19 protein-coding genes are annotated in these 26,734 nt (G+C 47.3%); 9 read left to right on the top strand and 10 right to left on the bottom strand.

Features of this window, described 5'->3' with window-relative positions; all coding sequences use genetic code 11:
- Positions 1–88: 88 nt before the first annotated feature.
- A complete protein-coding gene (locus HHL16_RS23935) occupies positions 89–1,849 on the bottom strand; it encodes a carboxypeptidase-like regulatory domain-containing protein (protein WP_169427857.1) in 1,761 nt (586 codons plus the stop codon).
- Between the two features lie 230 nt (positions 1,850–2,079).
- Positions 2,080–2,565 (bottom strand): hypothetical protein, encoded by a 486-nt coding sequence (locus tag HHL16_RS23930; RefSeq protein ID WP_169427856.1) that lies wholly within the window; start codon positions 2,563–2,565, stop codon positions 2,080–2,082.
- Positions 2,566–2,747: 182 nt separating this feature from the next.
- Here HHL16_RS23930 and rimO point away from each other — a divergent pair, with 182 nt between their 5' ends.
- The 4 genes from rimO (at position 2,748) to bshC (ending at position 8,625) form a co-directional block, all read left to right on the top strand.
- The gene (gene rimO, locus HHL16_RS23925; RefSeq protein WP_169427855.1) at positions 2,748–4,058 is read left to right on the top strand and encodes a 30S ribosomal protein S12 methylthiotransferase RimO; all 1,311 of its coding nucleotides are present in this window, start codon (positions 2,748–2,750) and stop codon (positions 4,056–4,058) included.
- Positions 4,059–4,159: 101 nt separating this feature from the next.
- Positions 4,160–5,644, top strand: coding sequence for an aldehyde dehydrogenase (NADP(+)) (locus HHL16_RS23920; protein WP_169427854.1), 1,485 nt, complete (start codon positions 4,160–4,162; stop codon positions 5,642–5,644).
- A gap of 46 nt (positions 5,645–5,690) precedes the next feature.
- A complete protein-coding gene (locus HHL16_RS23915; RefSeq protein WP_169427853.1) occupies positions 5,691–6,938 on the top strand; it encodes an FAD-dependent oxidoreductase in 1,248 nt (415 codons plus the stop codon).
- A gap of 91 nt (positions 6,939–7,029) precedes the next feature.
- A complete protein-coding gene (gene bshC, locus HHL16_RS23910; protein WP_169427852.1) occupies positions 7,030–8,625 on the top strand; it encodes a bacillithiol biosynthesis cysteine-adding enzyme BshC in 1,596 nt (531 codons plus the stop codon).
- Between the two features lie 736 nt (positions 8,626–9,361).
- Here the strand turns inward: bshC and HHL16_RS23905 are convergent.
- The 6 genes from HHL16_RS23905 to HHL16_RS23880 all read right to left on the bottom strand — a co-directional run bounded on the left by HHL16_RS23905 (position 9,362) and on the right by HHL16_RS23880 (position 17,566).
- Positions 9,362–10,240 carry a hypothetical protein gene (locus tag HHL16_RS23905; RefSeq protein ID WP_169427851.1) on the bottom strand — a complete coding sequence of 293 codons (879 nt, stop codon included), beginning with the start codon at positions 10,238–10,240 and terminating at the stop codon, positions 9,362–9,364.
- A gap of 10 nt (positions 10,241–10,250) precedes the next feature.
- Positions 10,251–10,763, bottom strand: a complete 513-nt coding sequence (gene purE / locus HHL16_RS23900; RefSeq protein WP_169427850.1) for a 5-(carboxyamino)imidazole ribonucleotide mutase — start codon at positions 10,761–10,763, stop codon at positions 10,251–10,253.
- Positions 10,764–10,817: 54 nt separating this feature from the next.
- Complete coding sequence (locus tag HHL16_RS23895) at positions 10,818–12,128, bottom strand: TolC family protein (protein ID WP_169427849.1); 1,311 nt, start codon at positions 12,126–12,128, stop codon at positions 10,818–10,820.
- Positions 12,129–12,136: 8 nt separating this feature from the next.
- Positions 12,137–15,277: an efflux RND transporter permease subunit gene (locus HHL16_RS23890; protein ID WP_169427848.1), complete on the bottom strand. Its 3,141-nt coding sequence runs from the start codon at positions 15,275–15,277 to the stop codon at positions 12,137–12,139.
- A 9-nt stretch (positions 15,278–15,286) separates the two neighbouring features.
- Positions 15,287–16,336 carry an efflux RND transporter periplasmic adaptor subunit gene (locus HHL16_RS23885; protein ID WP_169427847.1) on the bottom strand — a complete coding sequence of 350 codons (1,050 nt, stop codon included), beginning with the start codon at positions 16,334–16,336 and terminating at the stop codon, positions 15,287–15,289.
- Positions 16,337–16,441: 105 nt separating this feature from the next.
- Positions 16,442–17,566, bottom strand: a complete 1,125-nt coding sequence (locus HHL16_RS23880) for a 5-(carboxyamino)imidazole ribonucleotide synthase (RefSeq protein WP_240966300.1) — start codon at positions 17,564–17,566, stop codon at positions 16,442–16,444.
- Positions 17,567–17,634: 68 nt separating this feature from the next.
- On the opposite strand from HHL16_RS23880, the gene HHL16_RS23875 reads away from it, so the two are divergent.
- From HHL16_RS23875 to HHL16_RS23855, 5 genes are all read left to right on the top strand, one after another.
- Positions 17,635–18,222 (top strand): nitroreductase, encoded by a 588-nt coding sequence (locus HHL16_RS23875; protein ID WP_169427846.1) that lies wholly within the window; start codon positions 17,635–17,637, stop codon positions 18,220–18,222.
- A 153-nt stretch (positions 18,223–18,375) separates the two neighbouring features.
- Positions 18,376–19,371 (top strand): histidine kinase, encoded by a 996-nt coding sequence (locus HHL16_RS23870; RefSeq protein WP_169427845.1) that lies wholly within the window; start codon positions 18,376–18,378, stop codon positions 19,369–19,371.
- Positions 19,349–20,257 (top strand): response regulator transcription factor, encoded by a 909-nt coding sequence (locus HHL16_RS23865; protein ID WP_169427844.1) that lies wholly within the window; start codon positions 19,349–19,351, stop codon positions 20,255–20,257. The genes HHL16_RS23870 and HHL16_RS23865 overlap by 23 nt, the downstream gene beginning before the upstream one ends.
- 131 nt (positions 20,258–20,388) lie before the next feature.
- On the top strand, positions 20,389–22,770 hold the full coding sequence (locus tag HHL16_RS23860; RefSeq protein WP_169427843.1) for a TonB-dependent receptor: 2,382 nt from the start codon (positions 20,389–20,391) through the stop codon (positions 22,768–22,770).
- A 1,560-nt stretch (positions 22,771–24,330) separates the two neighbouring features.
- On the top strand, positions 24,331–25,008 hold the full coding sequence (locus HHL16_RS23855) for a hypothetical protein (protein ID WP_169427842.1): 678 nt from the start codon (positions 24,331–24,333) through the stop codon (positions 25,006–25,008).
- Positions 25,009–25,043: 35 nt separating this feature from the next.
- On the opposite strand, the gene HHL16_RS23850 is transcribed toward HHL16_RS23855, so the two are convergent.
- Positions 25,044–25,190: a hypothetical protein gene (locus HHL16_RS23850; RefSeq protein WP_169427841.1), complete on the bottom strand. Its 147-nt coding sequence runs from the start codon at positions 25,188–25,190 to the stop codon at positions 25,044–25,046.
- A 111-nt stretch (positions 25,191–25,301) separates the two neighbouring features.
- Entirely contained in the window at positions 25,302–26,684 is a 1,383-nt protein-coding gene (locus HHL16_RS23845) for a hypothetical protein (protein WP_169427840.1), read from the bottom strand.
- Between the last annotated feature and the right edge of the window lie 50 nt (positions 26,685–26,734).

Below are 26,734 nucleotides of genomic sequence, written 5' to 3'. Positions count from 1 at the left end.
AAGAACAATATTCTCAAAAATCCAGGAGGGCGTCTGTAACAGAACGCCCTCCTGGGTTATGAGATGATCAGATCGATCAGATAATATGTTATTGATTTCGTTTCAGTCTGAATCTTCCGGTCAGGTTTACGGCAGGAGAGCCGGGAATGTCTAAGTTCCGTACGCTGCCATTTATTGTTGCTGCAATATACCCACCGATCGGTCCAAATTCAGTTACGTTCATGGTAATGGCGCCAACAGGCTCGTACCTTTCTTTCTTGAAATCCATGCCAAGATAAATTTCAGTAACGGGGCCTGGTGCAGAGGCTGAAAAGCCAAGATTGAAGCTATTACTGGTATCAGCAGTGTAGTATCCTACGGAATACCTTGTGCCCTGACCGTTGAGGCTAACAGCATCTGCCGGAGGCAGGAACTGGCGGGACATGGTGTCTACTTTATAGATTAGATATTCTGTGAGGTCATTGCCACAAACTGTGATCTGTCCGAGATCCACCGTTGTTCCGGTAACGGCTACTTCTTTCAGCCCTCCGATCGCACTGCCGGTAACATCCGTTGCCCGCACCACAGCCTGCGTTGCACTGCTGCCGCAACGAACGAGAGAATAATTCAATACGCCATTTGAAATGACGGCTCTTTCAAATACTCCCTGTATACCTATATCTGCGTAGCCAGACTGAACAGGTTCGCCCAGACAATTCACCACAGTAGCAGTGAAGGTAACACGCGCATTGACCGGAACGGTGATTTGAATTGATCCCATATCCGTTGTTGATGAGAATGGACCAATCTCCCTGGTATCGATCACTTCGCCACAACTGCTATAGACAGTAAACTTCAGTTTCTTGCCTGATGGTATCTTTCCGGCTATAACGCCGGCGGTATCTGAATTGCCTGAAGACAATGGTCCATACACTTCATTGATCACCTGCATCACCACTCTGGTATTTTTGATTGGATTGCTATCCTGATCTTTCAGTTTGGCTTTGAAATCGATCACGGGGAATGGTGCATCACAATTCCAGAAAGAAAAATGTGATGCCTTTCCGATATATTCATTGCCTTGTCTGGTTGCTACGCCTTCCTGTTTCCAAAGTCCGGTTGAATCATTGAAACTCCAGAATGCAATGGTAGCGGGAGCGCTGGCCTGCTGTGCGGCAGCGATCGGAAATTTAATCACAGCTGGTTTACCCGCTGCGAGTTGAAGATGTTCTCCGCCTGCACCGGTGAGCTCAACTGCCATCATACCGAATGACTGCAAGCCAACTTCTTTACTTTGTTCATCGATGCCGCGTAATTCACCTGGCATGATCTCCAGAAAATTAGAGGCTGTAGGATCGAGTAAGAAAGCGCTAACCGATACGGTTCCTGTGTAGGGCGTATTGGTTTGCGGATTCATCACTGCACCTGCTTCGATTTTGATGCTTCCACCATTCGGAACAGTAATATCTCCTCCTGATGCACTGCTAAAGCTACCTGCATCATTCTTTTTGATCAGCTGTATTGCTACATAATGTTTACTTCCGGCAATTGCCTTGAAAGTACGGCTGCCGTTAAAGAAACCAGATTTCTCAACACTTACAAAACCGGCATTTTCGTTGAGGGTAACATTTTTGATCTCGAATTTTCCGTTCAGATCGGTGGTAGCGCTGCCGTTGCCTGCTTTTACGGTGGCACCGGATACCGGAAGATTCTTATCGTCCAATACTCGTCCACTCACAGAGCTTTGTACTTTCTCTACAACAGGAAGGGTGGGAACAGGTGGTTCTTTGTAGTCGTCTTTCTGACAGCTGAAGTAAATGAATGCGAGGCCCAGAATGCATAAAAGGGCACGGATGCGGGATACTTTCATGGTTTGTTGCTTATTGAGTGACACGTAAATTTCCTCAAAATCGTACAGATAATTTACCGGGCGGGGCTGTGCATCCGATGAACTGCGTAAAATTTATTTGCTATCAAAAGTAACGGAATTAGGGGGTGTTGTATTATGTAAAAAGGTAGTTCAGTAAAAATCCCCGAATACCCCAAAAACAAAAATCCCCGGCTGTGCCGGGGATCTGCAATAATATTATGTTTCAGAGATTAGAAAGCATAACGGATAGCCAGTCCAAACCAGCCACCTTCAAAGTAAGAATATCCTACGATGTTGAAAGAAGGCTGCCAGTCGAGGCTCATGTTGATTGGAGCTTTGTTGAATTTGTAGTCGAGACCTACAACGCCATCAACACCGATCTGAACACCATGGTCGCGATCATAATAACGATCTTTCCATTTGCTGTTCCAGAAACCAACGTGCGCACCACCACCTGCATACCATTTCAGGCCAGGGGCATTGTTGATGTCGCCATGGAATTCATACAAACCAGTAAGGCGGGCACCATATTCCCAGAAGGTAAGCAAGCCTTCGAGAGCGGCGTCGTCTTTAATAAAGTGTTTTACTGTCAGGGCTCCAGGGTAGAATTTAATACCAGCTGAAGTTTTGTAATCGTGGCCCATAGACTGAGCTTTTGCTGAAGTGCCAGCGCCCAGCAGCAGAGCCAGACCCAATACAACCGATAAATGTTTCATACGTGTTAAATGTTTAATGATGAATGCTTGTTGTAAAAAATTGTGCCAAACCTGTGTAAAATCGGCAAATACCCAGTTAAGTGTATATTATTCAATGCGATAAGTCTGCATTAATCATTATCCGGGCGCAAATATAATAGCTTCCATCCAAATTTCAAATGTATTACCTTTGCAGGCTCAGTATGAAAACAAGAACGCGCAAACAAGATAAGGTGAACATCATCACCCTGGGCTGCAGCAAAAACATGGTAGACAGCGAAGTGCTCAGCGGTCAGCTCAAGGCCAATGAAATAGATGTGGTGCATGAAAATGCAAAGAAAGACCACAATATCGTGATCGTTAACACCTGCGGCTTTATCGATAAGGCAAAGGAAGAATCTATCAATACCATTCTCGATCAGGTGGAGCTGAAGCGTAAAGGCAAGCTGGACAAAGTATATGTTACCGGATGCCTCAGCGAACGCTACAAAAACAACCTGGAAACGGAGATCCCCGAAGTAGATGCCTATTTCGGCACTATGGAGCTTCCGCTCATCCTCAAACAATTTGAAGCAGATTACAAAGCAGAACTGATAGGAGAGCGCCTGCTGGCCACTCCCAAACACTATGCTTATCTGAAAATATCCGAAGGCTGCAACCGCACCTGCTCTTTCTGCGCCATTCCGCTGATGCGTGGCGTTCATACCAGCCGCACTATCGAAGATCTGGTGAAGGAAGCAGAAAAGCTGGTGAGCATGGGCGTTAAAGAAGTGATGCTGATTGCACAGGAGCTCACTTATTATGGTCTCGATATTTACAAGAAGCGTATGCTTCCGGACCTGCTGAACCGACTGGCCGATGTAAAAGGACTGGAATGGATTCGTCTTCACTACGCATATCCTTCCAAATTCCCATTGGAAATTCTGGATGTGATGCGCCAGCGCGACAATATCTGCAACTACCTCGATATGCCGCTGCAACACGCCAGCGACAATATGCTCAAGGCCATGCGCCGCCAGATCACCAAGGCAGAAATGGATGATTTGATCGCAAACATCCGCAGCACGGTACCTGGCATTTGTCTTCGTACCACACTCATCACCGGATTCCCCGGCGAAACAAGGGATGATGTGGATACCGTGAAATCGTTCCTCCAGCAACATCGCTTCGACAGAGTGGGCATCTTTACTTATTCGCACGAAGAAAATACTTCTGCTTACGAATTCGAAGACACTATCCCTGCTGAAGAGAAAGAAGCGCGTGCACAGGAGATCATGGAAGTGCAGCAGGAGATCAGTTATGAGAAGAATCAGGAAAAAGTAGGGCAGACATTCAAAACACTGGTGGATAAGAAAGAATCCGGCAGATACCTTGGCCGTACTGAATTCGACAGTGTGGAAGTAGATAATGAAGTGATCATTCAGACAAACAAAAAACTCGCGCTCGGCGAGTTCGTGAATGTGAAGATCACCAAGGCCTACGATTACGATCTCGAAGGAGAGATTGTAGACTAATCAGATCAGTGTGAAAAATCATAGCAGAAAGCCGCTCCATTCAGGGGCGGCTTCTTCATTGGATAGATGCTTACCTTTGTGGTTCATTCAAATTTGCTGCTATGCCATACGCTGATGTCTCACTGGAAGCGATCGACACCATTTGCAACAATGCATGGGAGAGTTTTCACAGCTATCGATTATTAAGTTTGAAAGCCCGTGCAAACTTCATGCGTGCCATCGCAAAGAAGCTCGATAATGCAGAAGCATCCTTGCTGCAGACTGCGATGGCAGAAACCCATCTGCCCGAAGCAAGGCTGCGATCAGAAAAAGCAAGAACGGTGTTTCAGCTTACCAGTTATGCCGATGCCTGTGAACGCGGCAACTGGCTCGATGCGCGGATCGATACCGCTAAAACAGATAAGAATACTTCTCAGCCCGATATCAGAAAAACACTTACACCACTCGGTCCCGTAGTGGTTTTCGGCGCCAGCAATTTCCCCTTCGCATACAGCACAGCCGGTGGCGATACGGCCTGCGCTCTCGCTGCCGGATGCCCGGTGATCGTGAAAGGCCATCCTGCCCATGCTGAAACATCAGAAATGGTGGCTCAACTGATTCTCGAAGCAGCCAGAGAAACCAATATGCCATCCAATGTATTTGCGCATGTGCATGGCAGTTCGAACGAAGTAGGCAAAGCATTGGTAACTCATCCACGTGTAAAAGCAGTAGGCTTCACCGGCTCATACGGAGGCGGAAAAGCGTTGTGGGACTGGGCCAATGCACGTCCCGAACCAATTCCGGTTTTTGCAGAGATGGGAAGCATCAATCCGGTATTTCTGTTTCCTGAAAAACTGCAGCAGAGTGCAGAAGAGATCGCGAAAATGTATGCAGCATCAGTAACTACGAGTGTTGGTCAGTTCTGCACCAATCCCGGACTGATCATCGGAATAGAAAGCGATGCACTCAACAGATTTATCGAAATATTAGGGGAAGGAATTGCAGCAACGCCTCCGGCAACGATGCTCCATCCGGGAATTGCAAAAGCATACACCGAAAAAAGAAAAACAGCGCTATCACAGCGTGATGTAACCGAAGTGGCAGAAAGCCGCAGCGCCGCTGCAAATGCAGAAGGAATCGCCACTATCGCAACGGCGCCTGCCAGTGCATTTCTGAATAACCCGGTTTTGCATCAGGAAGTTTTTGGTCCGTACTCGATTGTGATCAGGTGCCAGGATGCAGACCAGATGCGACTTCTGACCAGCAAGCTCGAAGGGCAGCTCACTGCTTCACTGATGGCCACAGACAACGACCTGCTGCAAAATCCTGCACTACTCGAATCCATAAAAAATATTGCCGGCAGATTTATCATGAATGGGGTTCCTACAGGAGTAACAGTTTGCCTCAGCATGCAGCATGGCGGACCATTTCCCGCAACCACAGATCCGCGCTTTACCGCTGTGGGCGCGGATGGCATCAAAAGATTCGCGAGGCCGGTGGCATATCAGAACTGGTCGGATGTTTTGCTGCCCGACGAACTGAAGCGGGCAAATCCGCTTGGCATCTGGCGAACAGTGAACGACCAATTGACAAAAGACGCAGGTTAGTTCTCCCTTTTTCAGTATCTTGTTTGGACTGTTTATCCCTACGTTCATGACCCAACAAGTAACAATTGCCGGTGGTGGTGTAATTGGATTATGCTGCGCTTACTACCTGCAGAAAAAAGGAATCTCAGTAACTGTAATCGACCGCGGCGATATCACCAACGGAACTTCGTTTGGCAATGCCGGTTATGTTTCTCCCAGTCATATTCATCCGCTCGCATCGCCGGGCATTGTAGCCAAAGGACTTCGCTGGATGCTCAGTTCGGGCAGTCCGTTTTACATCAAACCAAGGCTGAATGCAGATCTTATCCGCTGGTGTTTCGCATTCTGGAGAAATGCCAATCAGGCAACCATGGATAGGAATATCCCGCCGCTATTCAATATTCTTTCTTTCAGCAGAGACCTCACCAGTGAAATAAAGAACGATATCGGCAATCACTTCCGCATGCAGGAGATCGGCATCTTTATGATGTACAAAAACGCCGCAACGGAGAAACACGAATTCGAAATTGCGAAGGAAGCGAATGCGCTCGGCCTCGAAACCATCGTCTGCGATGCAAAACAAGTGCAGGATATGGAAACGGAAGTAGAAGTGCAGGTAAGGGGAGGAGTGCTCTATCCGATCGATTGCCATTTGCATCCCGGCGACTTCATGCGCACCATGAAAGCCCATCTCGAAAAAGCTGGTGTACGATTTCAACTCAACACCACCATCACCGGATTTGAAAAACAAGGCGACAAAGTAACTGCTGTTCTTACCGATAAAGGCAAATTCGATTGCGGAGAATTGGTGCTTACACCCGGCAGCTGGCTGCCCGAGCTCAACAAACAACTGGGCATTCACATGCTGCTGCAGGGCGGAAAGGGTTATAGTATGACCTTTGAAAAAATAGAAAGGAACCTGAAATATCCGGCTATACTGGTAGATCACCGTACCGCGATGACCCCGATGGGCGCCGATCTCAGAATGGGTGGTACCATGGAGATAAGCGGACTCGGCTCGCCAACACTCATCAAAAGAGCGCAGGCCATTTTCAATGCAGCCAAACTATATTATCCTGATCTGCCGGTAAGTTTTCCGGCAACAGAAAAAATATGGAGCGGATACCGCCCGCTCACGCCAGACGGACTGCCTTATATCGGGCGCCACAGCCGCTACAGCAACCTGGTGATCGCATGCGGACATGCCATGCTGGGCCTCTCTCTGGCCGCCGGAACCGGCAAACTGGTAGAAGAACTGGTTTCACATTCACCCACCAGTATCGATTGCAGTGCATTTAATGTAGAAAGGAAATAAACCGGCCGGAGAGAACAAATCCGTATAGACTTTGTTAAATATGGCCAGAGGATTTTTTAAAGATAGGCAAGTCGTACTTTTATGTCCGCTTATGAATTGTAGCACTACACAACTACCTTACAGTACAACGGGATTTTTTTCCAAAGTGGTGATCGATTATTTAAATCAATCGCCTGAGCTGCGCCCGTTCTACGAGCATTTACCGAATATGGATGGCCTGAAAGCAGCTATCAGCAATCGCCGGAAATTTATTCAGGATAGGAAATTGCTGGTAGAAGCGTTGCAGGAGCAGTACAGCATTGTACCTGCTTCGGAAGCAGTGCAGCAGAATATTCAGTTGCTGCTCAGCGATAATACCTTTACCATAACCACCGCGCATCAGCCTGCTATCTTCACCGGACATCTGTATTTCATTTATAAGATACTGCACACCGTGCGGCTGGCCAATCAGCTGAAACAGGAGATGCCTGAGAACAACTTCGTTCCGGTATTCTGGATGGGAAGTGAAGATGCCGATCTCGACGAGTTGGGAAATGTGTGGCTGAATGGAGAGAAGCTGGTATGGAATACGCGCCAGACGGGCGCTGTAGGCCATATGAACACCAAGGGGCTCGATCTGCTGATCAACCGCATAGCAGGTGAATTATCGGTACAGCCGCATGGCGAGGAACTGGTACAGCTGCTCCGCGATGCTTATCTGAACAGCCCGAATATTCAGATCGCTACATTCAAACTGCTGCATAATCTTTTTGCGGAATATGGTCTGATCACTATCATCCCGGATACCGCAAAACTCAAACGCCAGATGGTATCGGTGTTTGAGGACGATCTTTTTCATCAGACACCGGGCAGCGTAGTGGAGAAAACCATTGCGAAGCTGGGTGAACATTATAAAGTGCAGGCCAATCCACGCGCCATCAATCTTTTCTATCTCAAAGACAATGTGAGAGAACTGATCGAATGGAAGAACGATGGCTACGAAGTGCGTAACACCAGCATTCGGTTCAGCAAAGAAGATATGGCGGTAGAGCTGAACGAATATCCGGAAAGATTCAGTCCGAATGTGATTCTCCGCGGCTTGTACCAGGAGACCATTCTTCCCAATATCGCCTTCATCGGAGGCGGTGGCGAAACCAGTTACTGGCTCGAGCTGAAAGATTTGTTTCATCATTATAAAGTGCCATTCCCTGCGCTGGTGCTCCGCAATTCGTTCCTGGTTGTTGAAAAAAAATGGGAAGAGAAGATTGACCGGATGGGATTGCAGATCGCTGACTTCTTCCAGCCCGAACAACAGCTGTTCACTTCGCTGGTAACGAAACAGGCCAATGGACACCTGAAGCTTACCAGTGAGCTCAGTGCCACTACTGCGCTCTATGATTCGATCCGCGAAAAAGCGGGGCAGATAGATGAATCGCTGCTGGCGCATATCGAAGCGCTGAAAGCCAGAACGGTAAAGCCATTGCAGGAACTGGAAAAGAAAATGATCCGTGCAGAGAAACGCAAGTACAGTTCGGAGCAGCAGCAGATCCATCAGATCAGGGAGGCGTTGTTCCCAACCGGCGGACTGCAGGAGCGTGTAGAGAACTTCATGCCCTATTTTGCGAAATGGGGGAGACAGTTCATCGACTGCGTGTACCATAGCAGTCTGGGTATAGAGCAGGAGTTTGTGATCATCAGAGAAAGCTAACCAGGCATATTTTTGTTATCGAATGAAAAGAAGAAGCCCTGCGGCGTATGCCAGCAGGGCTTCTTACGTAAATAAAATCTCTTTTCCAAGCGTTGTTTTTCCCCTTGTTACATTGTTTCATTCCCCTATATTCGTTTGCCTGTCACCGATAGCCTGAGCAAAAAGATACCCCAGAGCTCCCACCCAATACATGCATTTCCATTGCAGGTTGCTTCAAAAAAATGATGCGGCTACCTGCCTGGGATAGTTATGCCGTATCACTCAATAAATACTACTGAGATGAATGTATCCTTTAAAAAAACGACTGAAAAAATTACTGGTAAAATGAAAAGAAGTAAAGCTGAAAAATGCAGGAGGGTATAAAAAAACAAAGCCGGAAAGCTTGAATTTCTTCAGGGGCGATCCGGAACTTCAAAGCAAAGATAAGGAAAAAATTGAAACCACAAAATAATTAATATGGAGTTTAGCGAATTTCAACGTGTCTTTTCAGTACCGCGAACTAACAGGTACCTGATTGCCATGAATAGTGAAACAAAGAAAGCGATGACGCTTTACCGATACAATCAAAAATTAGCACAGGAGTTAAATACCATCAAATGTACTATCGCGGCGAGAGAGCAATATGCAATAGTGCTGAAGTTTTTCCAATGGATGCAAATAGACAACAGCTCCCTGCTATATGGCCTGGATCATGTAAATGAGTTGTGCACTAAAATTGAAACCCTGTGAGATTGGCTTACCACTTCAGTCGCAGCTTGAACAGGTAGCTCTTACCTGTATCGTTATCCGCTACCAGATGAAGTTTGAGGTTATTGTTCTTTTCGGACTGAATGCAGGCCGATTCAATTTTGAAGCCCTTGAAAAGCTCGTGCACTTCACCGAGATTGATGAGTTCATTTACTTTCAGGCTCTTTCTTCCGATTTTACGGGATGCATTTTCGATGATGCCGAGATAGCTGTCACCAATGGAACCATCGTCTACAGCGTTATCGGTTTGCTCTGTAGATGCTGTGAAGATGAGCGTATCGTTGAGGAGGGAGTAAGCGAGGCCGGAAATGCCGATTCCTTTGGAGTCTTTCACCGGCAGTTCGAGATCTACGATAGAAATCTCTGCCTGCGACTGATGTTTCCAGAAAGCGTTACGGGTAATGATCAGTTGGTTTACGGGATTTTTGCGGTTGCCGCGGTTACCCAGCAGAATATGATCTTCCACCATTGCGGCGGCTTCTACATTGAGCGCTTTGATGCCTGCTTTAGTGAGTCGGTTATAGAAAGGAGTGAGGTCGAATTCGTCTTTGAGGTAGCTGTCGAGATTGAAGAGGATGGCTTTGTTTCTGTTCTTTTCGAGTGAGCCGGAGCCGAGAACCAGAAGGCGGGGGATGCGATTGATAGTTACGATGGTAGTGGCTTCGAGATCCGATTTGGTCTGTTTGGGCAGTCGCAATTCGGTACCCGGCAATAGGGGTACACGCTCCATTTCCTTCCATCTTTTGTTCAGAATCAGTACTTCTCTTGAATCGTCTCCAACAAGAAACACCTTGTTATCATAAAACTCAATACCAGATCCTGAAGGAAATGATGGCACTTCCTTGTAATCAGACAGTTTAATTTTCATACTTCTCCGGTTAATCAAAGCTGTTATTCCAGCCTTCCGATTTTAACTTATCTACCTTATTTAAAACTTCAGTTTCGAGTTGTTGCTTATAGGCAGCTACGCGCTGACCCAGGGTTTCATCAAAAGCGCCGAGGATACTGGCCGCCAGAATGCCTGCATTTTTAGCGGCATTGAGGGCTACAGTGGCTACAGGAATGCCGTTTGGCATTTGAAGGATAGACAATACAGAGTCCCATCCATCGATGGAGTTGGAAGATTTGATCGGAACGCCAATCACAGGAAGGGGAGTGAGAGATGCCACCATACCGGGTAAATGTGCAGCGCCACCGGCTCCGGCAATGATCACTTTCAATCCTCTCTCTTTGGCCGCAGTGGCATAATTTACCATGCGCATAGGAGTGCGGTGTGCTGATACTACCGTCAATTCAAAGGGTATGCCAACGGTTTTGAGCATATCCGCTGCTGCCTGCATCACGTTCAGATCACTGTCGCTTCCCATTATTATTCCTACCTGAGGACTCATGTATAGCAAGGTTTGAACCGCAAAGAAAAGAAAAAAATTGTACGCGGACCAAGTTTACTTCACCAGATCGCCCTTTAATCTCATCAATTCAGTTTCTGCCAGCTTGGTATTGTACCGGGCGGCAATCAATCGGTTATAGCTCAGTTCGAGGCTCTGCTGGGCATCACGCAGCTCCAGGTATGTGCTTACACCCTGACGGAACCGTTCCATCGCAATGAACACATTCTCCTTTGCGAGCGTGATATTGTCCTCTTCGAGCTGCAGCAACTGCTTCTGCAGTTCATAATCCTTGAAGGCATTGCTGAGGCCCACATCGATTTTGGTGAGCTGGTTTTCGTAGGTGAGTTGCTGATACTGCACTTCGAGCCTCGCCTGTTTGATGAGGCGGTTGGTGTTGAATCCATTGAGGATCGGAACGGTGAGTCCGAATCCGTAATTGAATCCCTTATTCTGGTTGAACAGGGTAGTGAAAGAATTGATCACCGTTTTATTGCGTGTTTCACTGAAGTTGTATGCCGAATTGAAATTGAGCGTAGGTAAGAGTTCCGCTTTTCTTTCTTTTACTGTGAGCTGTGCGATATCGATATTCTTTCTGGCGAAGAGCAGGCCGGGATTGCTCTGTTCGAGATTGTTGCGGATATCGCCGTATTGCAGTGTGGTATTGATGGGGATGCTGTCCTGCACCTCGTACACCGAACCTGTTTTGAATCCGATCAGCTGACTGAGATTATCACGCAGCTGCGCTATCAGCGTGCGCTGCTGCAATTGCTGTGCACGTTGGGCATTGAGGTCTACACGCGCCTGCAGCAGTTCGGGCTTGCTGCCTAAACCAACTGAAAGCTTCTTATCGGCCAGTTTCACACGTTCTTCATTGATGGATATCTGTTCTTCGATGGCTTTCAGTTGCTGCTTCTGACGAACGATATCGAAATAGCCCGTTACCACAGCGGCTACGGAATTGACGATCTGATTCTTCACACCCAGAGAACCGAGGCGTTCGAATTCTGCAAGCTTATCGCGGGTGGCGAACATCTTCAATCCATCGAACAGGGTCCATTGCAGGTTCACAGCTGCCTGCAGGTTATTGCTGCGGATGCCGCTGGCAGAAGGTTTATTGCCATTCTGGAGTTCCTGCTTTTGCTCGTTCACGTTCCATACTTTGCTGGCAGTTCCGTTCACACGAGGAATGAATGCAGCCCACGCATAATCGTTATCGATAGCGTAACTGGCCGAATCGTTCCGGCTCATGCGTATATCGTAATTGTTCTTCAATGCCGCGGCGATGGCATCTTCCAGTGTCATCACTTCCTGTGCGCCTGCGAGCGTTGCTGAGAACAGAAAAACTATTAAACAAACAATTCTCATAATCATTTTCATTTATGCCCGTTGGCATCTGTAGTTTCATGATGTGCCACTGTTTCTTCTGTGGCTATGCCATTACCATCCTGCAATTCCATGGCGCTCTTGTGTTTCCGGCTTACCATGTAGGTGTACATGGCTGGAATTACATAGAGCGTGAGTATCAACGAGAACATGATACCGCCTACGATCACAATTCCCAACGGAATGCGGCTTGTCGCCGCTGCACCGAGCGACATCGCAATCGGCAATGCACCGAGTGACATAGCGAGACTGGTCATGAGGATCGGACGAAGCCTCGCCTGCGCCGCATCTGCTACCGCATCTTTTTTGCTGAGACCTGCCAGCTGCTTCTGATTCGCGAACTCCACAATGAGGATACCGTTCTTGGTAACCAGACCAATCAGCATGATCATACCGATCTGCGAGAAGATGTTCAGGGTTTGATCGAAGAGCCAGAGACTCAGCACCGCACCGGCAATTGCCAGCGGAACGGTGAACATGATCACCAGCGGATCGATGAAACTTTCGAACTGCGCGGCCAGTACGAGGAAGATCAGCACCAGCGCCAGAATGAATGCAAAGCTGGTATTGCCGGAGCTTTCAGCAAAGTCGCGCGAAGCGCCTGCGAGCGAAGACTCAAAAGATCCATCGGTATTCAGTTTTTTGAATATATCTTCCATCGCTTTGATGCCATCACCCAATGTTTTTCCGGGCGCAGTACCTGCAGAGATGGTAGCGGATTTGTAACGGTTGAAATGATACAGGGTAGGAGGCGTGGTTTCTTCACGGATGCTCACCACGTTATCCAGCGAAATGATCTCGCCCCTGTTATTGCGCACATAAATATTCTTCAGATCGGTAGGGTCGTCGCGGTCGTTGCGCGCTACCTGTCCGATCACCTGATATTGTTTTCCTTCGCGGTAGAAATAACCGAGACGAAGATTGCTCAACGCCAGCTGCAGTGTTTGCGATACGTCTACAATGCTTACTCCGAGCTGACTTGCCTTGATACGATCTACATCGATCTGCAATTCGGGTTTATTGAATTTAAGATCTGCATCCACATTGGTGAGTGCAGGACTCTTACTTGCTTCTTCGAGGAACTGAGGCAATATCGCTTTGATCTTTTCGAAGTTGTTGTTCTGGATCACAAATTGCACGGGTTGTCCACCTCTCCGGTTAACGGAAATGGTCTGCTCCTGCATGGCAAATGCGCGTCCTTCGGAGTACTTGCCGAGATTGCGGTTCACCATGTTCACCACATCTTCCTGCGAGCGCGTTCTTTCCTGTGGATCCACCATTGTTACGCGCACCATGCCGCTGTTCACAGATCCTGCGCCGCTGAATCCGGGGGCTGTGATGCTGAGCACAATTTTCTTTTCAGGAATTGAGTCGAGCATCAGGTTGGTAAGCCGGTCAACGTATTTATCCATGTAATCGTAAGCAGTCCCTTCGGGAGCGGTAACACTGAGCCTGAACTGGCTGCGATCTTCGAGCGGAGCCAGTTCCGATTGCAGGTTTCTGCCGATGAACCAGATGATGCAGAAACATCCTACGATGATCAAACCCGCTACCCATCTCACTTTCAGGAATGCGCGCAGCGAGTTGTAATAACCGCGTTCCATGCCCTGAAAGAAAGGTTCTGTTACGCGATAGAACCATCCATGTTTATGTACTTTCTTGGTAAGTTTTACGTTGAGCACCGGTGTAAGCGTGAGCGATACCAATGCTGAGATCAGCACCGCACCGGCCACTACGATACCGAATTCACGGAATAATCTTCCTACAAATCCCTGCAGGAATATGATGGGAAGAAAGATCACCGCCAGTGTGATGCTCGTGGAGATCACCGCGAAATAAATCTCTTTGGAACCTTCTTTGGCAGCCTGGTATTTGTTCATACCCTGCTCCATTTTTTTGAAGATGTTCTCCGTTACAACGATACCATCATCCACCACAAGGCCCGTTGCCAGTACGATACCCAGCAAAGAGAGTACGTTGATGGTGAACCCGCTGATGTACATGATGAAGAAGGCGCCGATGAGGGCTACGGGAATATCGATGAGCGGACGGATGGCAATCAGCCAGTCGCGGAAGAAGAGGTAAATGATCAGCACCACCAGTATCAATGCGATGATGAGAGTTTCTTCCACTTCGGAAATGGATTGTTTGATGAACCTCGTTTGGTCCATCGCGATATTGAGACTGAGATCAGCAGGAACTTCTTTCTTCAGCTGATCGTATCGTTTGTAGAATTCATCGGAGATGGCTACATAGTTGGAGCCTGGCTGCGGAATCAGCGCCAGTGCGATCATCGGCGTACCGCTTTCTTTCAGTACGGTTTCTTCGTTCTCAGGTCCGAGCACAGCTTCGGCCACATCTTTCAGCCTGATATCGTTTCCTCCCACATTCTTTATGATCACATTGCTGAAATCTTCTTCTGTGAAGAGGCGACCGAATGTACGGATGGATAATTCAGTGGCATTACCCGCGATCTTTCCCGAAGGAAGTTCTACGTTCTCGCGCTGCAATGCCTGTTGCACATCACCGGGAGTAAGGCCATAGGCGCTGAGTTTGGCGGGATTGAACCAGATGCGCATCGCGTATCTTTTCTCTCCCCAGATCTGAATGGAGCTTACACCGGGAATGGTTTGCAAACGCTCCACCAGCACGTTGTTGGCATATTCAGTAACCTGCAACTGATTGCGGGTATTGCTCTGCACGGTCATGGAGATGATGGCATCCGAGCTGGCATCTGCCTTGCTCACTACGGGAGGAGCGGGAAGATCATCGGGCAAGGAACGGGATGCCTGCGACACTTTATCACGTACATCATTAGCCGCAGCTTCGAGGTCGATGCTGAGATCGAACTCTACGTTGATGCGGCTGGTACCCTGACTGCTGGTACTCGTGATATTCTTTACACCGGCGATACCATTGATGGCTTTCTCCAGCGGTTCTGTGATCTGCGACTCTACGATCTCGGCATTGGCGCCGGGGTAGGAAGTGCCCACACTCACGTTCGGCGGATCGATGGCGGGATAATCGCGCACACCCAGAAAGGTGAAGCCGATGATACCGAACAACACGATCATGATGTTCAGTACCGTTGCCAGTACCGGCCTGCGTAAACTCAGTTCAGAGATATTCATAACCGGTAATTATTGAACTTTCGACAATTTGATTTTGCTGTTCTCACGGATGGCGAGCAGGGCAGTGGTTAAAATGGTATCACCCACATTCAGTCCGCTGGTGATCTGCACGTAGGACGAATCGCGGATGCCCGTATTCACTTCAACGAATTTTACAGAACCGCCTTTGTAGACGATCACGCGCTTGTTTCTTGCCTGCGGAATTACAGCCTGTGTTGGAATGATCATCGCCTGATCGTTCTCTCCCAGCTGCAATGCTACTTTGGCGAAGGCGCCGGGCACCAGCAGAGCGTGATTTCCACTAACCACCGTTCTCACTTTGAGGGTACGGGTATTGGCTTCGATCACCGATTCGGTGGCGAGTATGTTTGCGTTGAATAGCTGATTGGTGCCTGCAATGGTGAAACTCACTTTGCGGCCCTTGTTCATTTCGTCGCTGTATTTTTCGGGAACGGAAAATTCCATTTTCAGCTGGGCTACCTGGCTGATGGTACTTACGATGGTGGTAGGGGTGATGTATGCGCCCAGACTGATATTGCGCAATCCGATGCGTCCATTGAACGGAGCGCGGATCTCGGTTTTAGCGATATTCACGCGAACCAGATCGATATCGGCACGGAGGTTATTGCTGTTCAGTTCGCTGAGATCGTACTCCTGCTGACTGATGCCATTGATCTTGAGAAGGGCTTTGTAACGTTCTGCGGTTTTTTCGGAGATCTCCAGCTGCACCTGCAGTTTTTTGAGCTGCGCCTGCAGATCGCCATCGAAGATCTTTACCAGCAATGCACCTTTGGAAACGAAACTTCCTTCGGCGATATTCAACTGAACAACACGACCGGAAATTTCGGGTCTGATCTCAGTTTGTTCATACGGTAAGATGGTTCCCGGAATTTCGAGGTTTTCACTGAGTGAGGTAGTTCTTACCACAAAACCTTCGGCCTGCAGGGGGCCTCCCGCTCTGGCCGGAGCCACAGGTGCCGCATCTTTCTTCTTTTCTTTACACGCAATTAAAACGCTACTGAGTAGTAAGCCTGTTGCTATCCAGCGTAAACCTTTCATTTGAATCTCGGAATAGTAGTTTAAAAAAAATGACGGGTTGCTAAAATTACTCTTTTCAAAATAGCAACCCGCAAAAAGGTTATGAACGGCAGCAGGGGGTCTCAGTTAAGCAATCACTTTTAATATGTTTTTAATACGATGAGCCTTGAAACTGAGGTCCTGCCTGTCTTTTGAGACGATGGTGACGTGTCCCATCTTGCGGCCGGGCTTGGTTTCTTTTTTTCCGTAGATATGTACAAAAACGTTTTCCATCTTCAAAACCTCATCCAGTCCATCATATATTGCTTCGCCGCTATATCCTTCGGCGCCTACAAGATTTACGATAGCGGCAGGCAGAATATGGTCGGTATTGCCGAGAGGGTAACCGAGTATCACGCGCCAGAGCATATCGAACTGCGAACTGTAATTGGCTTCGATGGTATGGTGGCCGCTGTTGTGCACGCGGGGGGCGGTTTCATTTACCAGTACATTGCCATCTTTGTCGACGAAGAGTTCAACAGCAAAGATGCCGGGACTTTTCAGTGCTTTCACCACTGCAAGTGCGATGGCTTCCACTCTCCAGGCGGTTTGCTGGGGAAGGTCTGCAGGGCTCAGCTGATAATCGAGCAGGTTGAGATTGGGATCCATCACCATATCCACAGTAGGATAGAGGGCAGTCTCGCCTTTTTCATTGATGGCAACGATCTGCGCGATCTCTTTATGGATGTTCACCATTTTCTCCAGCACACCGGGAGCATCAAATCCTTTTTCAAAGTCGCTGGTGTTGCGGATCACCTGAACGCCTTTGCCATCATATCCTCCCATACCTATTTTATTTACGGCAGGCAGCATATCGGCATGTTGCTTCAGATCGGCAATATTCTGTGTTACTTTAAAATCAGGTGAGGGGATCTGATTCTCCTTGTAAAATTCCTTTTGCAGAATCTTATTCTTAATGGTACGAAGTGCGGAAGGTTTTGGATAGATCTTCACACCCTGTGCTTCGAGGGCTTCGAGGGCTTCTTCGTTTACAGATTCGATTTCGATGGTGAGGGCATCGAGGCCTTTACCGAAATTGAATACATCGTCGTAATTTCTGATATCACCTTTTGTAAAATGATGGCAGAGATGAGCTGAAGGGCAATCGGGATCATTTTCCATCACAAAAGTTTCGACCGGATAATTAGCTGCTGCCTGGAGCAACATTCTTCCCAATTGGCCGCCGCCCAGAATACCTACTTTTAACATCATTGATTGGTGGATTAAGGCGGCAAAGATAAACCTATCTTTGCGCACAAATGAAAAATATGAACGGCTCTATGGAACAGACATCTCAGGTGCAGGTGATCAATGAGATCATCGAAAAGCGCAGAAGCACATTTACATCCCAGTTTGAACCAGGCAAGGTTATTCCTGACGAGATCATTTATCAACTGCTCTTCAACGCCAACCAGGCGCCCAACCATAAACTCACAGAGCCATGGCGCTTTACCGTATTTTCCGGAAATGGCCTTCAGAAACTGGCTGACCAGCAGGCTGCTATATACAAAGCGCATGCCGGTACCAAATTCAAACAGGGCAGGTACGATTCGTTGCTGATCACACCAATGCTTTGCTCTCATGTAATTGCCATCGGAATGAAGCGCCACGCGGATATTCCTGAAATGGAAGAGATCGCGGCAGTAGCCTGTGCAGTGCAGAATATTTATCTCACCGCCACAGCTTATGGAATCGGCGGGTACTGGAGCACGGGAGGCATTACATTCTATGAGCAGGCGAAATCGCTGTTCAATCTGGAAGCGGATGATAAGCTGATGGGCTTTTTCAATCTCGGATATGCCCGTGTGCCATCTGCCGTGAGAACACCTGGTGCGGTAGAAGAAAAGATCATGTGGGTGCGCGAATAATTCGCGCCCGCCCGTTGGTCGGCACAAAGCTGCCATTCGTCGCAACATTACATCTGCGCGGCACATATCACTATAGAGGATGGAGGGGAAGCAGTAATTTTATTGCAATCATTCTCTTTCCATCCGATGTTGTCGAATAAACGCATTAATATTTTGCTGCACACCATACTATGGGTGCCAAGCATTGCCATACCACTGGTACTGATGCCTTTGAAAGAAGGGTACAGGCCAGACTCCTATATGTCGTTAGGGAAAATGCCGTTCACCATTATGCAGATCGGCATTTTTTACCTGATGGTGTATTATCTGTATCCGAAGTATTTTCTGAAGAAAAAGGTGAAGACCTACCTTTTGTCGATCGTAGTGCTTTGCATTGCACTGGCAGTGTCGAGCGCATACATTCACTGTGCCATCGAGGGAAAGTTCGAGTATCAGAACCTGATGGCAGGCATGATCATGAAGTTTCTGATAGCCATTGCCGTGATGGCAACGGGCACCAGTTTTCTGCTGATCACCTATGTTGTGCGCGAACAGCGGCTGCAATCGGAAAACCTTCGCACCGAACTGGGATTTCTGCGCTCGCAGGTGAGTCCTCACTTTATGTTCAATACCCTCAACAGCATGGTATCGCTGGCAAGGAAGAAGTCGGATAAGCTGGAACCCGCACTGATGGAGCTTTCTAACCTCATGCATTATATGTTGTACGAGTCCGATGAAGAGAAGGTGAGCATTCAGCGCGAGATCGATTATCTGCAAAGTTATATCGATCTGCAGACCCTGAGATTCGGGCATCACGTGCGCATCAGTTTCGAGGCGGAGCAGCCGCCGGAAGATTTTGCCATCGAACCGATGCTGCTGATTCCGCTGGTGGAAAATGCCTTCAAACATGGAGTAGGCATGATCGAAGACCCGGAAATAATCGTGCAACTGAAAGTGATCAAAGACGAAGTGCTGCTGATGGTGCAGAACAAGTTCAACCGGCAGGGCTCCGAAGCAAAGGACAAAACTTCGGGGATCGGTCTCACCAATCTGAAACGCCGTCTCGGCCTGCTCTATCCCAACCGGCATATGCTGAATATGGTAAGCAATGGCGTTTATTACAATGCATCCTTAAAAATACAAATGCATGATCCGGTGCCTGGCTGTTGATGATGAAATGCTTTCGTTGGATCTGCTGGAAGACAATATCCGGCGGATACCTTTTTTGCATCTCGTGGCCAGATGTTCCAATGCTTTTGAAGCATTGAGCGTGATGCAGCGGGAGCGGATCGACCTTATTTTTCTGGATATTCAGATGCCCGGCCTTACAGGCGTGCAGTTTCTGGAGAGCCTTGCTTCGCATCGTCCGATGGTGATCTTCGTAACGGCATATAAAAAGTATGCACTCGATGGCTTCGATCTCGATGTGCTGGATTATCTGGTGAAGCCGGTGCCTTTCGAGCGGTTCGTAAAAGCGGTGAACAAGGCGGCAAGCTGGCATTCCATGAAGCAGGCAGCGAGCATCCAGCAGGGGAGCGCCGGAGAGAAACCTGCATCATCCACACCAGCGGATCAGGTGCAACTGACTCCTTCAACCGAAAATGCCAGGCAGCAGCCGGACAATTCAGAAAAAGTTGAAGTACCTGCGGTTAATACCGCTGATCTCCAATCAACTAACAACAACGATGAAAATGTGTACGCTGCATTTTTCTTTGTGAATGTGGAGTACAATCTGGTACGCATCAATGTGAGGGAGATCAGTTTTGTGGAAGGGTTGAAAGATTATATCAAGATACATCTGCATCAGCAACCGAGGCCAGTGATTACGAGAATGAGCATGAAAAGCATCTCGGAAAAACTGCCGCTGCGGGCGTTCATGCGGGTGCATAAATCGTATATAATTTCGCTTGATCGCGTGAATTCGGTTCGGAAGAACCGGATCTATATCGAGCAGCATATCATTCCGGTGAGTGATAGTTACCGGGATGAGTTCTTCAAACGCATCGCGCCCGGAACATTGAAAAATGATACTCCGGATGAGCGCACAAATCAATAAACATCCTCGTCAAAACCTGTTGTCTACAGAATCAGTCTGATGGTCGCAGGGTTTTCCTTCCTCATATACTTCAGTTTTCCATCGGCTTTCCCAGTAAGAATTTTGATTCACAAACCATCAAACATCTTACTATGAAAAGATTCCGATCACTGCTTTGGCTGCTTGTTGCGTTCTTGCTGGCCAATACCGAAGCAGCGGCTCAGAGCAATACACAGACCGTCAGTGGAACGGTTATCGACAAGGCCTCGGAGCGGCCACTGGCCAACGTTACGGTTCAGCTTGCAGGCACCAACACCGCAACACGTACGGATTCCAGCGGCAGGTATGTACTCAAAAATGTACCGCTGGGCAGACAGCAATTATCGTTTACAAGTGTGGGCTACAAAACCATCACCATTCCGGAGATTCTGGTAACCGTGGGAAAACAGGTGGTGCTGGATATTCCCATGGATCAGCAGATCAGCGCCCTCAACGAAGTGACCATAACCGGCAGGCGCGTACGAAAAGGCATGGCCTCGAATGAATTTGCGGGAAGCAGTGCCAGGTCTTTCTCCATGGAAGAAGTAACGCGGTATGCCGGGGGAAGAAACGACCCTTCGCGACTGGTGAGCAATTTTGCAGGAGTGGCCACCACCAACGACTCGCGAAACGATATTGTGGTGAGGGGCAATTCACCCACCGCAGTTCTGTGGCGCATGGAAGGCATCCCCATTCCGAATCCCAATCACTTTGCAGCATTGGGAACAACGGGTGGGCCGGTTAGCGCACTCAACACAAATGCACTGAAAACCTCGGACTTTTACACCGGTGCATTCTCTGCAGAATATGGCAATGCCACAGGAGCTGTTTTTGATCTTTCGCTCAGAACCGGAAATAAAGATAAAACGGAGAAGACACTTCAACTCAATCTGTTCAGCGGACTGGAAGCCATGATCGAAGGACCGTTGAGCAAGAAGAAAAACGGATCATCGTACCTCGTAGGATACCGGTACTCCTTTGCACAGATCGGCCAATCGATGGGTTTCAATGTAGGAACCGATGCCGTTCCTAAGTATCAGGATGTAGTGTTCAATTTCAATTTCGCTCCATCCAAACTGGGAAAGTTCAATCTGTTTGGAATGGCGGGCATCAGCAGCATCGACTTCATCGGCAAGGATCTGGACTCTACAGATTTCTGGGCAAACACAGATGAAGACACTTATTTCAAGTCGCGGATGGCGATTGTAGGATTGAAACATACCCTCGACCTGGGCACCAAAAGTTATCTCAGATCCGTGGTATCTTATTCATACACCAATACAGAAGGTGATCTCTATAAGTATCCTGAAAAACAAGCAGATAGAATTCATACAGCAAATCAGAGTTCTACCGATAATCAGTTCCGCATATCCACCTACCTCAACTCCAAACTCAGCAGCAGGTTTACCATCAGGGGAGGATTACTGGCCGAGGTGGAGTCGCTGGATACCTACCGCGATAGCCGCGAAGAAACACCAGACTGGCGTCGCCTCCGCGATTACAATGGAAGCGCCGTGCTTTTTCAGCCTTATGTGCAGGGCAGATTCAGGTTCAGTGAGAAACTGGCACTTAATGCAGGGGTGCATGGAATTTATTATGGCTTAAACCAGACATCCGCGATTGAGCCACGGGCATCGCTGAGTTATGCGATAGATGGAACTAAAACCATCACATTCAGTTATGGCCTTCACAGTCAGGAACAACCGCTGCCGGTTTATCTGTTCCAGCAAAAGAAAGCGGATGGCAGTTATGACCAAAGCAATCTGGACCTCGATCTCACCAAAGCACATCACTACGTACTTGGTTACGACTGGAACTTTGCGAAGGATTGGAGGCTGAAAGCAGAAGCCTATTATCAATCCATCTTCGATGCGCCGGTGGAAGCTACGCCCAGCGGGTTTTCCATCCTGAATGCAGGTGCAGATTTCACATTCCCCGATAAAGCAGGGCTGGTAAGCAAAGGCACGGGAACCAATGTAGGGTTAGAGCTGACGATCGAGAAATTTTTCAGCCGGGGATATTATTTGCTTACAACAGCTTCGCTGTTCGATGCCCGCTATAAAGGAAGTGATGGAATTGAGCGCAACTCAACATTCAACAATAAACTCGTAGCAAATGTGCTGGCGGGAAAGGAATGGAAGATCGGGAAAACAGGGAAGAATGCCTTTACAGCCGACCTTAAACTCACCAGTGCCGGTGGCAGGTACTACACACCGGTAGACCTCGAAGTATCCAGACTGGCAGGGGTTGAAAAGCTCGATGAGCGCAATTTCAATGCACAGCGGTTTTCAGATTATTTCAGAGCCGATGTACGGGTTGGATTCCGACTCAACAATACCAAAAGGAAGATCTCACAAACCATTTACCTCGATCTGCAGAATGTGAGTAACAGGGATAATGTGTTTACACAACGGTACAACAGGGCGCAAAACCGGGTTGGCCAGGTGAATCAGATCGGTTTCTTCCCGGATATTTTGTACAGGATTCAGTTTTAGGAAGGAGGAAATATGAAGCAGATCACAAATCAGAGAATCAAATCAACCCACTCATATAACAAAATAACACATATGATTACCATAATAGAACTCACTTATTTGCTGCTGCCGGCATTAGTGATAGCAGGTTCCGGAATAATGAGAATGCCAGCATCCGCACCGGATTTCGCAAGAAGATCAAATCAAATAGAGAATTCGGGGAATTCAAACACTGAAGCATTAGAATTAAGGCTCTGAGGGGTTACAAACAAGACTGCCGGTGGCCGGGAAACTGGTCATTGGCAGCACTACAAATCAGTGAGGTCCGGGAGTAGATTTCTGAACTATCCGGGTGGAGCCAGAACGAAATCAACATAGCCACATGAGATGAGACCATATTTTATGAAACCCGCTTTAAAAATTCCTGTAGCAGAACAGATAGACAAACAGGACTGATCAAATGGATTTTAGATTCAGATACAGGGGATAATTTGATCAGTTCTTTTTTTCGGTGAGCCAGAAAGCCCGGTGAGAATGCATGCTAAAAAGCTGTGTTACTCATGCGGGTTTTCGATTTTCTAGAACTAAAAAATTGGTAGGGAATTGACGAAAATCTACACAAGGGTGTGGTTCCTGATATTCAAAAGAGCAAACGATCCTGAATCAGTAAAGGCTGATTTCAGGGGGGCAAAACGAAAAGATAGGATGGTTGAGTTTTTAGCTTTTATTCTATTTAACATAATATCAATTATGATGACAACTGGGCTGAATGAAAGAGGTGAGAAATAGCCTGAAATTCAGTCCTGAAGCCTGTTTCGGCCTGATACTATTACCAAATGAATTAACCTTATTCCGGCTTGTTTTCAAGTAAGTTTTCATGAAATCTGCAGCTGTTTCTGCATACAACCAGCACGCCATTCGGGTACAACTCTAATGCAATCCTTGTAGAATTCTATATTCCAAACCTGCCCTGGCTACGTTCCGTATATCGGATTCTCCGGCGCTTGAGGTTTTTGATTAAGCCGGTAAGTTGTACTCCCTCAGCCGTGATTTGGTTCCCGAATTTCTATCCGATTTGTCTGTAGAAATGGTTTCAAATTGGTAGGCATTTTTATAGATTTTCATTGCCGGGAATCATCCTCTAAAGACCTGGAAAATGATTGTTTGAGTGCTAAAGTCAGCGCATTAGCCCTTAGAGAAACGCATTTGATATGGCTCATAAATCGCCCCTAAATAGTCAGAAACAGCCTACGATAATTCTATCATTTATTCAATCAGAATTTTTACAAAACATCATAATAAGTTAACAATTAATTAGATACAACACCAATCAATAATGAAATAAACAAAGCCGGGTTGCGTTTCCACAACCCGGCTTACGTGAATCCTACCTATTCTCAGAAGTTCAGTTCCCAGGCCCTGTTTCCCGGAACCGGCTTCTTAAGAATGATAATGTCGCTACAAACATATTAAAACAGATCATAATTCAACCCCGTGAAAACACCCAATCCCAGCAGTATCTGATCTACCAATAACAATTGTCTCTTTCATCAGTAGCTTTGATGATTCAAACCTATGCAGATGAGTGCTGCACTTACGATCTCCCTGATTGCCCCGATAATACTGTTGCTCTTTTACCAGATTGCCGGAAGAAACAATACACTTCTGTTGTACGCATTGCTCTGGCTGGCTCTTACAGGCAGCATCTGTGCAACCGGACTTTTCAAAATCAAGCCGGTATTTTTTCCGTTATTGATGCTGGCCACTATCTTACTCACCATCTTTTGTTACAGAAAACTCCGGTTCCCCGCCATATCGGTTGGTTTGCTGCTGGGCATTCATGCACTGCGTGTACCCGTTGAACTGGTATTGTATAGTTTGTATCAACAGAAGAAGATTCCTTTACTCATGACTTTTGAAGGTTGGAATTTCGATATCCTGTTCGGGCTTTCCGCGTTGTTTCTGTTACTCCGGTTTTGGAGAACCGGTCAATCATTTCGCGGGAATGCGTTTCTGATCTGGAACCTGATTGGAATGATTTCACTCACTGCCATCGTTCTGATGGCGATATTGTCGTCCCCCTTGCCCATTCAGCAGTTCGGCTTTAAACAACCCAATATCGGTTTGCTGGAATTTCCATTTTGCTGGCTGCCTGTATTCATCGTGCCCATTGTATATTGTTGTCATTTCAGGGCATTCAGCGATCGATCTTCCATCAAACACCTGTTCTCCAGCACAAACAAAAAGGTCAGTCCATAAGAACTGACCTCAATTATTTACACCCTGATTCGGGATTATCCTTCCTCTTTTTCCTGCAGATTCTTATACACTTTCAACTCTCCGGATTTCTCACCTTTCCGATAACCCATCCAGTAAGCAAAACATGGTACGGTTACCAAAACAAATAGAATCAGCAGCAGATCGTTTGATGATGTTGACATGCGGGCAGCATTGGTTATTTGGGTATGATAAGGGGTTACGATACTGCCCAATATAGAAAAAACCCCTGAAACTTCAGAGGTTTTTCCATTAAAATTTATCGTTATACCTGATTAGTGCTTACGGTCTACGTTGTTGAACTTCTCAGTGTATTCGTTGGTTTTGTCCGACAGCTTTTTGATCTCTGCATCGAGGTTCTTTACCTCAGCTGCGTTCTTCTTAGCTTCAGCTGCATTCTTTTTCTGCTCCAGCTGGCTTACTTTCTCTTCGTTGATGGTGATCATCAGATCGAGAGAGTTTTTCAGGATGTCTTTATCATCCATTTTCAGTTTGCCCTGAGCTTCCAGCGCTGATGCTACTTTCTCAAAGTAAGGAGCTGCTTCGTCGAATTTGGTTACTACCTGTGCGCGAAGTTCTTCTTTCTTTTTCAGTTGATCAGCAGAGAGTTTTACGCCGCCTTGCGGACGGATCGCTTTGTTCTCATTGTTAATATCAACACCCTGGTTGTAGATGATCTGTCCCATTACCATGTTTGCATTGGGATAATCAGGTTTCAGCGTCAGGCATTTTTTGATGAGATCAGATGCTTTAGCGATCAGCTCTTTTGAGTTAGCCGGACGTTTGGTAGCATCCTGATTGTAACCTTCCTGATATACTTCAACAGCATAGTTGAAGAGGAACAGGTGGTTATTGGGATCTTCGGTCAGCACCTGGTCGTACTTTTTGAACAGCTCTTCTTTGGAACCCTTCTCGCGAAGCATTTCCAGTTCAAAGCCAGTCCAGAAAGAATCTCCGGGATATACTTCTCTTCCGAGTGCAGAATATTTCTGAGCGGTAGCGATATCACTTTTCTGACGGTAGTAATCTGCCAGCCATTTGTAGAGCTCGGCAAATCCTTCGCCTTTTGCTTTCGCGTCAGCGATTTTTCCGTAGAATACAGCTGCTTCATCGGGTTTGCTTGCTTTCTCAGCAGAGATACCTGCATACAGGGTTGTAGTGGTATCGAGCGAGAGGTTAGTCAACTTTTTGCTGCTCATGAAATCGAAAATGCCGAGGCATTTTTTGAAGTTGGCGAGCGCATCGTTGAAGTTGCCTGCATTATAGAAGGTAGCACCTGCAGATGAGTAACCACTGTACAGATCGAGCAGCGGCTGGCTGTTATCCATTGTCAGCAGCAGGTTTCTTTTGGTAGCATCTTTTTCACGGGCCTCTTCCATTTCCATATACTTCTTCAGCGCCTCGAAAGAAACTTCACGTGCATCGGGTGTTGCACTGCGGAGCGTTGAATCATTGGCGATGGCAACATAGATCTTTGCCTTGGTATACCATGCTTCTGAATTCGACTGATTCTTATCTACGGTGAGAACATTGTCGATCTCAGTTTTAGCTTCAGTGAGCTTTTTCTTCGTCAGATAATCCTTCGCTTTGTCCAGCTTCTGCGCATACAAACCCAATCCTGGTGTGGCGAGCAACGCTAACAGCAATACTTTTTTCATTGTTTGCTTATTTATTTAATAGTATAAGAGGTTTTCTGTGTCTTTGGTGA

Origin of the sequence: Pseudoflavitalea sp. G-6-1-2 (genome assembly GCF_012927185.1) — a bacterium.
Classification (GTDB): domain Bacteria; phylum Bacteroidota; class Bacteroidia; order Chitinophagales; family Chitinophagaceae; genus Pseudobacter.
The sequence above is the reverse complement of the archived record's forward strand: the minus strand, read 5'-3'. Positions and strand labels throughout refer to the sequence as shown.